13 protein-coding genes are annotated in these 13,991 nt (G+C 68.2%); 6 read left to right on the plus strand and 7 right to left on the minus strand.

Annotation, left to right across the window (positions count from 1 at the left end; translation table 11 throughout):
- Positions 1-143: 143 nt before the first annotated feature.
- From ACFOOL_RS07195 to ACFOOL_RS07205, 3 genes are read right to left on the minus strand one after another with little or no spacing between them, the layout of a single operon-like run.
- Complete coding sequence (locus ACFOOL_RS07195) at positions 144-344, minus strand: heavy-metal-associated domain-containing protein (protein ID WP_380096227.1); 201 nt, start codon at positions 342-344, stop codon at positions 144-146.
- Between the two features lies 1 nt (position 345).
- Complete coding sequence (cueR, locus tag ACFOOL_RS07200; RefSeq protein ID WP_380096229.1) at positions 346-753, minus strand: Cu(I)-responsive transcriptional regulator; 408 nt, start codon at positions 751-753, stop codon at positions 346-348.
- Positions 750-3,014 carry a heavy metal translocating P-type ATPase gene (locus ACFOOL_RS07205; protein WP_380096231.1) on the minus strand — a complete coding sequence of 755 codons (2,265 nt, stop codon included), beginning with the start codon at positions 3,012-3,014 and terminating at the stop codon, positions 750-752. Before ACFOOL_RS07205 ends, cueR begins: the two co-directional genes overlap by 4 nt.
- Positions 3,015-3,172: 158 nt before the next feature.
- Here ACFOOL_RS07205 and ACFOOL_RS07210 point away from each other — a divergent pair, with 158 nt between their 5' ends.
- A complete protein-coding gene (locus ACFOOL_RS07210) occupies positions 3,173-3,889 on the plus strand; it encodes a Crp/Fnr family transcriptional regulator (protein WP_380096233.1) in 717 nt (238 codons plus the stop codon).
- 113 nt (positions 3,890-4,002) lie between these two features.
- Here ACFOOL_RS07210 and cydC read toward each other — a convergent pair whose 3' ends face one another.
- A complete protein-coding gene (gene cydC / locus ACFOOL_RS07215; protein WP_380096235.1) occupies positions 4,003-5,655 on the minus strand; it encodes a thiol reductant ABC exporter subunit CydC in 1,653 nt (550 codons plus the stop codon).
- Positions 5,652-7,367 (minus strand): thiol reductant ABC exporter subunit CydD, encoded by a 1,716-nt coding sequence (gene cydD, locus ACFOOL_RS07220; protein ID WP_380096237.1) that lies wholly within the window; start codon positions 7,365-7,367, stop codon positions 5,652-5,654. Before cydD ends, cydC begins: the two co-directional genes overlap by 4 nt.
- A gap of 168 nt (positions 7,368-7,535) precedes the next feature.
- On the opposite strand from cydD, the gene ACFOOL_RS07225 reads away from it, so the two are divergent.
- The 4 genes from ACFOOL_RS07225 (at position 7,536) to ACFOOL_RS07240 (ending at position 10,791) form a co-directional block, all read left to right on the plus strand.
- Positions 7,536-9,128, plus strand: coding sequence for a cytochrome ubiquinol oxidase subunit I (locus ACFOOL_RS07225; RefSeq protein ID WP_380096592.1), 1,593 nt, complete (start codon positions 7,536-7,538; stop codon positions 9,126-9,128).
- On the plus strand, positions 9,125-10,270 hold the full coding sequence (gene cydB, locus ACFOOL_RS07230; RefSeq protein WP_380096239.1) for a cytochrome d ubiquinol oxidase subunit II: 1,146 nt from the start codon (positions 9,125-9,127) through the stop codon (positions 10,268-10,270). Before ACFOOL_RS07225 ends, cydB begins: the two co-directional genes overlap by 4 nt.
- 9 nt (positions 10,271-10,279) lie before the next feature.
- Positions 10,280-10,405, plus strand: a complete 126-nt coding sequence (gene cydX / locus ACFOOL_RS07235; RefSeq protein WP_380096241.1) for a cytochrome bd-I oxidase subunit CydX — start codon at positions 10,280-10,282, stop codon at positions 10,403-10,405.
- 239 nt (positions 10,406-10,644) lie between these two features.
- A complete protein-coding gene (locus tag ACFOOL_RS07240) occupies positions 10,645-10,791 on the plus strand; it encodes a DUF1127 domain-containing protein (protein ID WP_380096243.1) in 147 nt (48 codons plus the stop codon).
- A 79-nt stretch (positions 10,792-10,870) separates the two neighbouring features.
- Here ACFOOL_RS07240 and ybaK read toward each other — a convergent pair whose 3' ends face one another.
- Positions 10,871-11,344, minus strand: coding sequence for a Cys-tRNA(Pro) deacylase (gene ybaK / locus ACFOOL_RS07245; RefSeq protein ID WP_380096245.1), 474 nt, complete (start codon positions 11,342-11,344; stop codon positions 10,871-10,873).
- 41 nt (positions 11,345-11,385) lie between these two features.
- Positions 11,386-12,261, minus strand: coding sequence for a LysR family transcriptional regulator (locus tag ACFOOL_RS07250; protein ID WP_380096247.1), 876 nt, complete (start codon positions 12,259-12,261; stop codon positions 11,386-11,388).
- Positions 12,262-12,356: 95 nt separating this feature from the next.
- Between ACFOOL_RS07250 and ACFOOL_RS07255 the strand changes: the two genes are divergently transcribed.
- Positions 12,357-13,853 (plus strand): CoA-acylating methylmalonate-semialdehyde dehydrogenase, encoded by a 1,497-nt coding sequence (locus ACFOOL_RS07255; RefSeq protein ID WP_380096249.1) that lies wholly within the window; start codon positions 12,357-12,359, stop codon positions 13,851-13,853.
- Positions 13,854-13,991 lie beyond the last annotated feature (138 nt).

Genomic DNA, 13,991 nt, shown 5'->3' on the forward strand with positions numbered 1-13,991 from the left:
TACCGCGGCCGCCGCGACAGGCCCTCGGGTCGGAGCCCGAGGGCAGCGTCGGCGGGATTTATCCATAGTAGAAAATCCCAACCCCAGCGCGCCTTCTCCAACTCCCGGCAATGACGAAGGAGGAGGAGGCGGCAGGGCGATCGTCAGGCTGTTTCGGGCGTGTAGCCGGCGTCGCGGATGGCGGCTTCGCCTTTGGCCCGGTCGCCGGTGAAGCTGACGCGATGGCTGGCGAGGTCGATCTCGACGGCGGCGCCGGGCAGCGCTTTTTCGAGGGCGGCGCGGATCGTGCCGGCGCAATGGCCGCAGGTCATGTCGTTGACGGCGAAGACGGTTTTTTCGGTCATGTCAGTGTCCTTTCTCCGGCGCGTGGCCGGCGAGATCGTCGAGGATGGGGCAGTCGGGGCGGTCGTCGCCCTGGCAGCAATGGACCAGATGCCGGAGCGTGCGCACCATGCCCTCGAGTTCGGCGATCTTGGTTTCGAGCTCGGCAATGTGGCCGGAGGCGATGTCCTTGACCTCGGAACTGGCCCGCGACCGGTCCTGCCACAGGCCGAGCAGCGCCGAGGTCTCTTCGACCGAAAAGCCCAGCGTGCGCGCCCGCTTGATGAAGCGCAGCACATGGACCTCGTCGGGCCCGTAGACGCGGTAATTGCTGTCGGTGCGGCGCGGCGGGGCGATGAGGCCGATCTGCTCGTAATAGCGGATCATCTTGGCCGAGACGCCCGAACGTTCGGCAGCCTGTCCGATATTCACAATTGCACTCCTTTCACGGCGCGCAGGCGCTGCGCATTGGCCACCACGAAGACCGAGGACAGCGCCATGGCGCCGGCGCCGATCATCGGCGAGAGCAGGATGCCGAAGGCCGGATAGAGCACGCCCGCGGCGACGGGGATGAGCAGGACGTTGTAGCCGAAGGCCCAGAACAGGTTCTCCCAGATGTTGCGGAGCGTCGCCCGGCTGACCTTGATGGCATTGAGCACGCCCCTGAGGTCGCCGCCCAGCAGCACCACGTCGGCGCTTTCGATGGCCGCGTCGGTGCCGCTGCCCACCGCGATGCCGATATCGGCCTCGGCCAGGGCCGGCGCGTCGTTGATGCCGTCCCCGACATAGCCCACCACGCGGCCGCCGGCCCGCAGCGCCTTGATCGCCTCGACCTTGTCGGCGGGCAGGACTTCGGCCTGCACCTCGTCAATGCCGAGCTGGGCGGCGATGGCCTGGGCGGTGCGGCGGTTGTCCCCGGAGATCATCGCCGTCTTGAGGCCCATTTCATGCAGGGCATCGACGACCGCCTTGCTGGACGGCTTGATGACGTCGGCGACGACGATGGCGGCGGCGAGGCGGCCGTCCACCGCGGCGAAAACCGGCGTCTTGCCTTCGGAGGAGAGCCGTTCCACGGCGGTCCGGAAGGGGGAGAGGTCGAGGCCCGCCAGCAGGCGGGACGATCCCACCTCGACCTTGCGGCCACCGATGGTCGCGGTGACGCCATGGCCGGGAGAAGCCTCGAAGCCGTCGACCGCGGGCAGGGCGATCCCCGCCTTTTCGGCCGCCGCGACGATGGCGGTGGCGATGGGGTGCTCGGAACGGGACTCGGCGGCGGCGACCAGCGCCAGCACCTCGTCATGCCCGAACCCCTCGGCGGCGATGAGGTCGGTCAAGACCGGCCTGCCTTCGGTCAGGGTGCCGGTCTTGTCGAAGGCGACGATGCCGGCGTCGCGCAATTGCTGCAGGGCCTCGCCCCGGCGGAACAGCACGCCGAGCTGGGCGGCGCGGCCGGTGCCCACCATGATGGACATGGGCGTGGCCAGCCCCATCGCGCAGGGACAGGCGATGATCAGCACGGCCACGGCATTGACCAGCGCATAGGTGAGCCTGGGCTCGGGGCCGATCAGCATCCAGACGATGGCGGTGAGGATGGCAAGGCCGATGACGATGGGCACGAAGACGGCGGTGATGCGGTCGACCACCGCCTGGATGGGCAGCTTGCCGGCCTGCGCGTCCTCGACCATGCGGATGATCTGCGCCAGCATGGTGTCGGCGCCCACCTTGGTGGCGCGGAAGCGGAAGCTGCCCGAGGTGTTGAGCGTGCCGCCGATGACCTCGTCGCCGGCGGTGCGGGAGACGGGCAGCGGCTCGCCCGAAATCATCGATTCGTCGACATGGCTGGCGCCATCGAGGATTTCGCCGTCCACCGCGATCTTCTCGCCGGGGCGCACCAGCACGATGTCGCCCACATGCACCTGTTCGATCGGTACTTCGATCTGGTCGCCGTTCCGCTCCACCCGGGCCGAGCGGGCCTGCTGGTGCATCAATTGCCTGATGGCCTCGCCGGTGCGGCCCTTGGCGAGCGCCTCGAGCCAGCGCCCCACCAGGATGAGGGTGACGATGACGGCGGCCGCCTCGAAATAGACGTGGCGCGTCTCGGCCGGCACCAGTTGCGGGGCGAAGGTGACGAGGCTGGAATAGAGCCAGGCGGCGCCCGCCCCCAGCGCCACCAGCGAATTCATCTCCGGCGCGCCGCGCAGCAGGGCGGGAATGCCGATGCGGAAGAACCGCAGGCCGGGCACGAACAGCACCAGCGTCGCCAGCACGAAGTAGAGGACGTGCAGAACCTGGAGCGGAACCATATCCAGCAGCCAGTGATGGAAGGGCGGATAGACATGCCCGCCCATTTCGAGCACGAAAAGCGGCAGCGTCAGCACGCCTGAGACGATGACGTCCCGCTTGAGGATGGCGGCGTCCTCGTCGTGATGATGGCCATGGTCGTGCGCCGGAGCGTCGGCCCGGCGCAGCGTGCCCTGATAGCCGGCCTTCTGGACGGCCGCGAGCAGGGCGTCGACCTCGCCCCCTGCAATGGTGGCGCGCTCGGTCGCCAGATTGACCGAGGCGGTCTCGACGCCGGGCACCTTGAGCAGTGCCTTCTCCACCCGCGATACGCAGGAGGCGCAGCTCATGCCGGCTATGTCGAGCGTCACGGGCGTTGTGGAAGCGGAATGATGATGGGCGTGCTGGGTCATGGTTTCACCTCTTCCCGCTCCATATAGACCTTCCCACCATTGGAAGGTCAAGGGATGGATTCCGCAATGCCATGTGCGACGGGTTGGCACAGCGACAATCCTGCGACTTAAACCGGTCCGGCCGCGGGGCTATGTCTGGGCGCGTCAGGAGCCAAGCCATGCAGACGGTTCGTCAGACAGTCCCCGATTCCAATGTTCCGGCGCTGTGCCAGCGCTGCCCGGCGCGTCACCAGGGCATATGCGGCGTGCTCGACGGCGCCCAGCTTGCCCAGTTGCTCAAGCTGTCGCGCCGCGTGCGGCGCCCGGCGGGCGAGGAACTGATGGCCGACGCCATGCCCATTTCCACCTATGCGAATGTGCGGCGCGGCGTCGTCAAGCTTTCGAAAATCCTCGAGGACGGCCGGCAGCAGGTGGTGGGCCTGCAATTCGCGCCCGACCTGCTCGGCCGGCCCTTCGCCACCGAAAGCCGGGTCAGCGCCGCGGCGGCGTCGGACGTGGATTTGTGCCTCATCCCCAAGAATGTGCTCGAAACGGCGATGGCGCAGAGCGCGCGCCTCGAACGCCGGATCATGCTGCAGGCGCTGCGCGAGCTCGATGAGGCCCGCGAATGGATGGTGACATTGGGCCGCAAGACCGCCGTCGAAAAGGTGGCGAGCTTCCTCTATCTCATCGCCACCCACGAGGATGCCAATGAGGAGCGGGCCGATTTCGACCTGCCGCTCAGCCGCGCCGACATCGCCGATTTCCTCGGTCTGACCATCGAAACGGTCAGCCGCCAGCTCAGCAGGCTCAAGGCCGACGGCGTCATCGGAATCGCCAGCCACCGGCGCATCACCGTGCCCGACCTGGCGCGGCTGCGGCTCCGCTGCGGATAGGGGCAGGGTTGAAAAACTTCCACCCGTCATTGCCCGGACAAGTCGGGTGGTGACGCTGGTGGCGGGCATGCGGCCAAACGAGAGCGGACTGCTTCAGCACAATCCCGAACCGTTTAGACCAGCTTTCCGTCGCGCAGGGTGAGGATGCGGTCGACCGTGCCTTCGGGGATGGCGGCGTGGGTGACCATGATGACGGTCCGGCCCGTGGCGGCGGCGGCGAGGACGCGGAAGAAGGCGATCTCGGTGTCGCGGTCGAGGGCGTGGGTGGGCTCGTCCAGCAGCAGGACGGGCGCCTTCGAGAGCAGGGCGCGGGCCAGGCAGAGCCGGCGCGCCTGTCCGGCGGACAGCGTGCGCCCGGCTTCGCCCACCACCGTATCGAGGCCCTGCGGCAGGCTGGCGACGTGGCCGGCGAGCTGGGCGTCGGCGAGCGCCGCCCACAGGTCGTCCTCGGCGGCGCCGGCACGGCCGATGAGCAGGTTGTTGCGGATGGTATCGATGAAGACGGGACTGTCCTGGCTGAGCAGCGCCATATGGGCATGGATGTCGGCACTGCGCAGCGCGGTCAGCGCGACGCCGCCAATGCCGATCCGGCCCGCCTGCGGGTCGGCCAGCCGCAGCAGCAGGCGCAGCAGGGTCGATTTGCCGATGCCGCTGGGACCGGCGATGGCCACCCGTTCGCTCGGCGCGACGGTGAGCGACAGCTCTTCGAGCACCGGCGGCAGGCCGGGATAGGCGAAGGTGACCTCCTCGAAGGCGATGGCGCCGGCCCGGGGGAGGGGCTGAGGAGAGGCCGGCTCCTGGACCGGCGCGGGCAGCTCGGCCAGCGCGGTGAGCCGCTCGGCGGCCGCCATGGCGGCGGTGGCCTTGCCGACGCTGCGCACGATGGTGCCGGTGACCTCGAAACTGCCCAGCACCGCCAGCAGCAGCCCCGCCATGACCGGCCCCTCGAGGGCGCCGGCCTCGACCGCGACGAGGCCGGCCCAGAGCGTGCCCACAAGGGCGACGGCGCCCAGGCCCTGCACGGCGAGGCCGCCCAGCGCCGCCTGGCGGCCGAGACGGCGGCGCTGCCCGGAGGCAAAGGCGGTGGTTGCATCGAACCGCCGCGCCGCCGAACCCAGGGCCCCCAGCACCACGAGATCGGCATGGCCGGCCACGCCGTCGAGAACCGCCATGCGCATCTCGGCCCCCGCCTCGACGCTGGCGCGGCCGGCGCCGCGGCCGCACAGGACCATGGCGGCCGGCACCGCGACCAGCGCCCCGCCCATGGCCAGGCCATAGGCAAGGGCGGCGCCGGGCAGCAGCACGGCCAGCAAGGCGGTCATGCCGGCGCCGACCAGCAAGGCCGACAGCCAGGGGCCGATGGCGACGAGAAAGGCGGTGTCGAGCGCATCGATATCGGCGGTGAGGCGGCTGACCAGATCGCCATGGCGTATCGAGCGGTCGGGCAGGGGCAGGCGCGGAAACAGCCGCGCGAACAGCCAGCCGCGCAAATCCGACAACAGGCGCAGCGTGGCGTCGTGCCCCACCAGCCGCTCGCCATAGCGGGCGACGATGCGGATGAAGGAAAAGCCCCGCACCAGCGAGGAAGGCACGAAGAGATTGAAGGCGAGGCCCGCCGTGGTCAGCGCCGTGGCGGTGATGAACCAGCCCGAGGTGCCCAGCAGCGCCGTGCCGGCCAAAAGGGTGATGAGCGACAGCAGCAGCGCCAGGAGCCAGGCGCGGCTGCGGCGGAGAAAGAGCGGAGCGAAGGCGAGCAGCGCTTTCATGCCTGCCTCCGGCGCCGGCCGGCGGGCGCGGCCCGGCCTTCCGCCGCGATCCGCACTGCCCTGCCGAGGCGCCCGGCGACCGCCTCGGAATGGGTGGCGACGATCAGGGTGCGGCCGGCGGCGAAGTCGACAATGGCGGAGACGATGTCGTCCTCCAGCGCCGCGTCGAGATGGGCGGTGGGCTCGTCGAGCAGGATGAGCCCGGCATCGCGCAGGAAGAGCCGGGCCAGGGCGACGCGCTGGGCCTGCCCGCCCGAAAGGCCCGCCCCGTCCTCGCCGATGACGGTATCGAGGCCCTGCGGCAGCGCCGCAGCGAACCCGTCCACCCGGGCCAGCGAGGCGGCGCGTTCGATAAGCGGACGCGAGGCGCCGGGGTCGGCAAGCGCGATATTGTCGGCGATGGAGGCGTGCAGAATGCGCGGTTTCTGCGCCAGAAGGAAGGTGCGGGCGCGCAGTTCGGCCTCGGGCCATTCGCCGAGGGGGCGTCCCTCGAGAAGAAGGCCGCCGTCATGGTCCCGCAGCCCGGCAATGGCTTCCATCAGGGTCGACTTGCCCGAGCCGCTGGGCCCCAGAATGGCGATATGCTCGCCCGGCGCCACGTCGAGGCGGAACCGGTCCAGAACGGCGCGCGCGCCATCGGGGGTGCGCAGGGTCAGATCGTCGATGGCGACCGCAATGGCCGGACCGGGGCGCGGGGGGACGTCCGCGAGGAGGACGGCGGCTTCGGGCAGCGGACCGAGCTGCTTGCCGATCTCCTCCAGCGCCGCCCGGGCCTGTTCGCGGTCGTGGTAGTGCGCCGCCAGGAGGCGCAGGGGATTGTAGATTTCCGGCGCCATCAGCAGCAGGAACAGCCCGGTGGACAGGGTCAGGGGACTGGTGCGCAGATGCAGGTAGTCGATGAAGGTCAGGCCCACATAGAGCGCGACGCCGGCCACGCCCAGCGCCGCGAAGAATTCGAGCACGGCCGAGGAAAGGAAGGCGATGCGCAGCACGCGCAGCGAGCGCTTGCGCAATGCTTCGCTGGCAGCGACGATGCCGGCGGTCTCGGCCTCTTCGCGCCCGAACAGCTTGAGCGTCAAGAGGCCCCGCAACCGGTCGCTGAACCGTCCGCCGAGGCGGCTGAGGGCCTGTGCCTGCCGGTCGGTGGCGAGTTGCGCGCCCCAGCCCACCAGCGCCATGAAGACCGGGATCAGCGGCGCCGAGACGAGGAACAGCAATCCCGCCACCCAGTCGAGCGGCAGCACGATGGCGCCGAAGACCAGCGGCAGCAGGGCGGCCTGCACGGAGGCCGGCAGATAGCGGGCAAAATACCCGTCCAGCGCCTCGACCTGATCGACGATGGCGGTGGCGGCGGCGCCCGAGGCGGCGGCTTCGGCCCGGCGCGGCGAGCGGGCCAGCACCTGCGCGAACAGCGCCTGCCGGAGATGGCGCTTGATGGCCTCGGCCCCGACGATGCCGGCCTGTTCGCCCAGCGTCCCCAGGGCCGCGCGGGCCAGCAGCAGGGCGGCGACCAGCGCCACGCCCGGAAGCAGCGCTGCGGCCGGCTCGCCCCTTTCGATGGCGCCGCCCAGAAGGCCCGCGAGCACCCAGGCCTGCCAGACCAGCAACAGCCCGCCGGCGAGCGGCGCCAGCAGCGAAACCCACAAGGCCGTGCCGCCCTGCCCGCGCAGGCGGCCGAGAGCACGGCCGGCCACTCTATGCTGCAAGGTCACGGAAGGCGTATCCTTTCGGTTGAAGTGCCGGAAATCCGAGCCATCTTCTAGGCGTGCCCTCCGGGGGCGGCGTTGATCTATATCAAGGCAACGCCCCTCGCGCTGGGGCTAGGAGACGGCTAGTGGCGGCCCCGACAGGCTGCGCAACAAAAGGGCAATTATGTCATGATGGACATGCTCGTCGTTGATCTCTCCCGGTGGCAATTCGCGGCCACCGCCATGTATCACTTCATTTTCGTTCCCCTCACCATCGGCCTTTCCGTGATCATGGCCATCATGGAAAGCGTCTATGTGATGACGGGGCGCGACATCTGGCGCAAGGCGACCCTGTTCTGGGGCACGCTGTTCGGCGTCAATTTCGCCATGGGCGTGGCCACCGGCATCGTCATGGAATTCCAGTTCGGCATGAACTGGAGCTATTACAGCCACTATGTCGGGGACGTGTTCGGCGCGCCGCTGGCCATCGAGGGGCTGATGGCCTTCTTCCTCGAGGCCACCTTTGTCGGCCTGTTCTTCTTCGGCTGGGACCGGCTGAGCAAGATCGGCCATCTGATCGTCACCTGGCTCGTGGCGCTGGGCGCCAATTTCTCGGCGCTCTGGATCCTGGTCGCCAATGGCTGGATGCAGAACCCGGTGGGTTCCAAGTTCAACCCCGACACCATGCGCATGGAAATCACCGATTTCATGGCGGTGGTGTTCAACCCCGTGGCGCAGGCCAAGTTCGTCCACACGGTCAGCGCCGGCTATCTCTGCGGCGCCGTCTTCGTGCTGGCCATTTCGGCGCTCTATCTCGTGCGCGGCAAGCATGTGGAACTGGCCAAGCGCTCGGCGGTGGTCGCGGTCAGCTTCGGCCTCGCCTCGGCCCTGTCGGTGGTGGTCCTGGGCGACGAGAGCGGCTATGTGGCGACCGAGCACCAGAAGATGAAGATCGCGGCGCTGGAGGCCATGTACCATACCGAGCCGGCGCCCGCCTCCTGGTCGCTGTTGGCCATTCCCGGCGAGGACGGAAGACCGGTCTTCTCGCTCTCGGTGCCCTGGGTCGGCGGGCTGATCACCACCCGCTCCTTCACCGAAGAACTGCCCGGCATCGACGAGCTGGTGGACCGCGCCCAGGACCGCATCCGCACCGGCACGGTGGCCTATACGGCCTTGCAGCAAATCCGCGCCGACGGCAGCGACGAAGCGGCGCGCGCCGTCTTCGAGGAGCACTGGCCCGATCTGGGTTACGCCCTGCTGCTCAAGAAATACCGGGAGGACGTGGAGAACGCCACGGACGCGGAAATCGCCATGGCCGCCGCCGACACCGTGCCCGGGGTCTGGCCGCTGTTCTGGACCTTCCGCATCATGATGGGGCTGGGCTTTTTCTACATCGCCTTCTTCGCCCTGTGGTTCTACCGCGCCTCGCGCGGCTGGCTCGACACCAACAAGCCGCTGCTGTGGTTCACGGTGTTCCTGCTGCCCACGCCCTGGATCGCCATCGAGAGCGGCTGGTTCATCGCCGAATTCGGCCGGCAGCCCTGGGTGGTGGAGGGCGTACTGCCCACCTTCTACGCCGCCTCGGGCCTCACCGTGCTCGACCTGGTGCTGTCGCTGAGCTTCTTCGTGCTGCTCTATACGGTGCTCTTCGTCATCATGGTCATGCTGATGATCCGCATCGTCCGCGCCGGGCCCAAGGACAAGCTGTTCGCCGCCGACGAGGACGAGGATTTCGTCATGGCCGGCCTGCCCGCCACCCCAGCCAACAAGGAGCTCGGATCATGAGCACCATTCCGCTCGACTATGAAACCCTGCGGCTGATCTGGTGGCTGCTGCTGGGCATATTGCTGATCGGCTTCGCCGTCATGGGCGGGCGCGACCTGGGGGTGGGGGCGCTGCTGCCCTTCGCGGCACGGACCGATGCCGAAAGACGGGTGCTGCTCAACGTCATCGGACCAACCTGGGAAGGCAACCAGGTCTGGCTGATCCTGGGGGGCGGGGCCATCTTCGCCGCCTTCCCGCCGCTTTACGCGGTGAGCTTCTCCGGCTTCTACCTTGCCATGATCGTGATCCTGCTGGCGCTGATCCTGCGGCCGGTCGGCTTCAAGTTCCGCGGCAAGATCGAGGACCGGCGCTGGCGCACGGCATGGGATTGGGGCCTGTTCATCGGCGGGTTCGTGCCGGCGCTGATCATGGGCGTGGCGGTGGGCAACGTGCTGCTGGGGGCGCCCTTTTATCTCGATGACACCATGCGCATCTTCTATACCGGCAATTTCTTCCAGCTGCTGACGCCCTTCGCCTTGCTGGCGGGTCTCGTCAGCCTCGGGATGATCGTGACCCAGGGCGCCGCCGTGATCGTGGGCCGCACCGAGGGGCCGACCGCCGAGCGGGCGCGCCTTTACGGCACCTGGTCGGGCCTCGCCACCATGGCGCTGTTCGCCCTGGGCGGGGTGTGGGTGGCGAGCATGGACGGTCACGTCATCACCAGCGTCATCGATCCGCACGCCCCCATCAATCCGCTGGGCAAGACGGTGGAGCTGGCGCGCGGCGGGTGGCTGAGCAATTTCGGCGCCTATCCCTGGATGATCGCCGCGCCGGCGCTCGGCCTTGCCGGCCTCGCCATCGCCGTTCTCGGGCTGCGGACGCGGCGGGGACTGTTGGCGCTGGCCGGCTCCAGCGCGGGCATCATCGGCATCGTCTCAACGGCGGGCCTGTCGCTGTTTCCGTTCCTGCTGCCGTCCTCGACGGTGCCGCAGGCGGGCCTGACGCTCTGGGACGCGTCCTCCAGCCATCTGACGCTCTTCGTCATGCTGCTGATGACCGTGTTCTTCCTGCCGATCATCGTCCTTTATACCGGCTGGGTGTTCCGGGTGATGCGCGGCACCGTGTCGAGCGACAGCCTCGGCAAGAACCCCAACGCCTATTAGGAGCGCGCCATGTGGTATTTTTCCTGGATCCTCGGCCTCGGTCTGGCCTGCACCTTCGGCATTCTCAACGCCATGTGGTTCGAGATGCGTGAAGACCGCGCCGCCCAGCGCCAGGTAAGCTCCGATAAACCATGAGCGCATGGCTCGCATGAGCCGGAACGACCGGGCGCTGCCCTGGCAGCGCCCGGATTTTCAATGGAAATCAATGAATTACCCCATCCGGCCAGCGGTTTCTCTGTCCTGTGGAAAAGTCGTAAAGAAGGGTTGCACTTCGCAGCCCTTGCGCTGGGCGCATAACGGCTGTGCAGTTTGAGCCCTACTAAAGACGACCTGAATGGTCTAGATAAGGGTCATCAAACAGAAGGGGAACCAAAATGAACTTTGCCAAGAAGATTGCCGACTTTGCCCGTTACCAGCGCACCCTGCGCGAGCTGAACGCTCTCGACAGCCGCCAGCTCAACGATCTGGGCATCACCAAGGGTGACATCAAGGCCATTGCCCGCGGCACCTACGTCGCCTAAGCGACACTGACCTCCAAGTCATCCGATGAAGGCGTCCACCGGGGCGCCTTTTGTCGTTTCCGGGCCATGGACGCGAGCCTCACCGCACCAGATCGGCCCAGGTGCACCCCAGGGCGCGCACCAGATCGTCGGGGCGGATGCGGATCTGCAGGCCCCGCTGCCCGCCATTGATGAAAATCTCCTCATATAGGCTCGCCAACTCGTCGAGAGCGGCGGGAACCGGGCGGCGCTGGCCCAGCGGGCTGATGCCCCCGACCCGGTAGCCGGTCAGGCGCTCGGCATCGGCCGGCTTCATCATCTGCGCCGACTTGCCCCCCAGCGCCGCCGCCAGCTTCTTCATGTTGACCTCCTCGTCCGAAGGCACGATGGCGCAGACCGGCTTGCCGTCGAGCTCGGCCATCAGCGTCTTGAACACTTCCGCCGGCGAGACGCCCAGCGCCTCGGCGGCGGCCAGCCCCACCCGCCCGACATCGGCGTCATAATCGTAGCGGGCGAGGCTGAAGGCGATGCCGGCTCTGGTGAGGGCCTGGGTGGCTGGCGTGGTTTTGGACATGGAGCTGTTTTAGGCCAAAGCGGGTTGCGGGCAAGCGGCTTTCAGAACATGGCGCGGTCGCGCGAAACGATCTCCACGAGGAAATCGGCGACGAGGCCGACGCGCCGGAGGCTGCGCAAATCCTCGTGCATGACGATCCAGTAGGCGCGGGTGAGCGTGTGGCCGGGCAGCACCGGCACCAGCGCCGGATCGCTTTTCGCCATGAAGGCGTGCAGGATGCCGATGCCGGCCCCGGCCCGGACCGCCTCGGTCTGGCCCATGGCCGAGGAGATGGCGATGGTGGAGCGCCAGTCCTTGAGGAACTCGGCGGTATAGTCGAGCGTGGCGGCATAGAGCAGGTCCTCCACATAGCCCACGAGACGATGGGCGGCGAGGCCGGCGAGGTTTTCCGGGGCCCCATGGACGGCGAGATAGCGCGCCGCGGCGTAAAAGCCGAGCCGGTAATCGGTGAGCTTCCGCGCCACCAGCCGGCCCTCGCGCGGGCGCTCCAGCGTCACCGCGATATCGGCCTCGCGGCGCGAGAGCGAGAAGGCGCGCGGCACCGGCACCAGCTCGATCCGCAGCCCCGGATGGCGCTCGACCAGCTCGCCCAGACGCGGAGCCAGGAAGGCGACGCCGAACCCGTCCGGCGCGCCGACCCGCACCGTGCCCTCGACCGCGCTGTCGGCCCCGCTGGCCTCGGCGGCGCCCAGGCTGGCGCTTTCCATGATCTCGGCAAAGGCCAGGAACCGCTCGCCCTGGGCGGTCAGCTCGGTGCCATTGGTCCGGCGACGGAACAGCATGCTGCCCAATGCCTCCTCGAGCGCGGTGAGGCGCCGCGCCACGGTGGCGTGGTTGAGCCCCAGCGACCGGGCCGCCCCCAATATCTGCCCCTTGCGGGCCACGGCCAGGAAGATGCGGGCGTCGTCCCAGTTCATCGTTCATCCCTTTTTGCACAACGGATGCAAATATTCTGACGTTGCTGTGCTAAAAGCATAGTGCGAAAAAATCCTCCGACCAAGGAGGCATTTTCATGCGCACAATCGGCCATTTCATCGACGGCAGCGAGACCCAGGGCCAGTCGGGCGAGTTCCAGGACGTGTTCAACCCCGCGACCGGCGAGGTGCAGGCACGTGTCGCGCTGGCCGGCGCGGCCGATCTCGAGGCGGCGGTGGCCTCGGCGGCGGCGGCGCAGCCGCAATGGGCCGCCACCAATCCGCAGCGCCGGGCGCGGGTCTTCTTCAACTTCGTGGCGCTGATCAACCAGCACATGGACGAGCTGGCGGTGCTGCTGAGTGCGGAACATGGCAAGACCGTCGATGACTCCAAGGGCGACATTCTGCGCGGGCTGGAAGTGGCCGAATTCGTCGCCGGCGCCCCCCACCTGCTCAAGGGAGAATTCACCGAAGGCGCGGGGCCGGGGATAGATATGTATTCCATGCGCCAGCCGGTGGGCATCGGAGCGGGCATCACCCCGTTCAATTTCCCGGCCATGATCCCGCTCTGGATGCTTTCGCCGGCCATCGCGGCGGGCAATGCCTTCATCCTGAAACCTTCCGAGCGCGATCCGTCCGTGCCGGTGCGGCTGGCGCAGCTCGCGCTCGAGGCCGGCCTGCCCAAGGGCATCCTCAATGTCGTGCATGGCGGCAAACCGGTGGTGGACGCCATCATCGCCCATGAGCAGATCGGGGCCATCAGCTTTGTCGGTTCCACCCCCATCGCCCGCCAGGTCTATGCCGCCGCCGCCCAGAACGGCAAGCGCGTGCAGGCCTTCGGCGGCGCCAAGAACCACATGGTGATCATGCCCGACGCCGATCTGGACAAGGCCGTCGACGCGCTGATGGGCGCCGGCTACGGCTCGGCCGGCGAGCGCTGCATGGCGGTTTCGGTGGCGGTGCCGGTGGGCGAGGAAACGGCGGACCGCATCGTCGCGGCGCTGAAGCCGCGCCTCGAAGCGCTCAAGGTGGGCCCGGCCACCGACGCGGCCAGCGAAATGGGCCCGGTGATCACCCGGGCCAGCCAGGAGCGCATCAAGACGCTGATTTCCAGAGGGGTGGAGCAGGGCGCCGACCTCGTGGTCGACGGGCGCGGCTTCTCGCTCCAGGGCTATGAGAACGGCTATTTCGTCGGCCCGACCCTGTTCGACCGGGTGACGCCGGAGATGGACATCTACAAGGAAGAAATCTTCGGGCCGGTGCTGAGTGTGGTCCGTCCGGCGAGCTATGAGGACGCCTTGCAACTGGTCAACGACAATCCCTTCGGCAACGGCACGGCGATCTTCACCCGCGACGGCGACGCGGCGCGCAATTTCGCCTCGCGGGTCAGCATCGGCATGGTCGGCGTCAACGTCCCCATCCCCACGCCCTTGGCCTATCACGGCTTCGGCGGCTGGAAGGCCAGCGCCTTCGGCGACCTCAACCAGCACGGCACCGACTCCATCCGCTTCTGGACCCGCACCAAGACGGTCACCAGCCGCTGGCCCAGCGGCATCAAGGACGGCGCGGAATTCCAGATGCCGACGATGAAATAGGGGAGAGACAGGACACCGCCGGGCTTGTCCCGGCGGTCCGGGAGCGCGGCAAAGGTGGATTGCCGGGACAAGCCCGGCAATGACGAAGGGGGTGAGGAAAATAGAACGAACTCCCCCATCGCTGCCCTCGGGCTTCGA

The sequence above is a fragment of the Devosia honganensis genome, from assembly GCF_042648785.1.
GTDB classification, from domain to species: domain Bacteria; phylum Pseudomonadota; class Alphaproteobacteria; order Rhizobiales; family Devosiaceae; genus Devosia; species Devosia honganensis.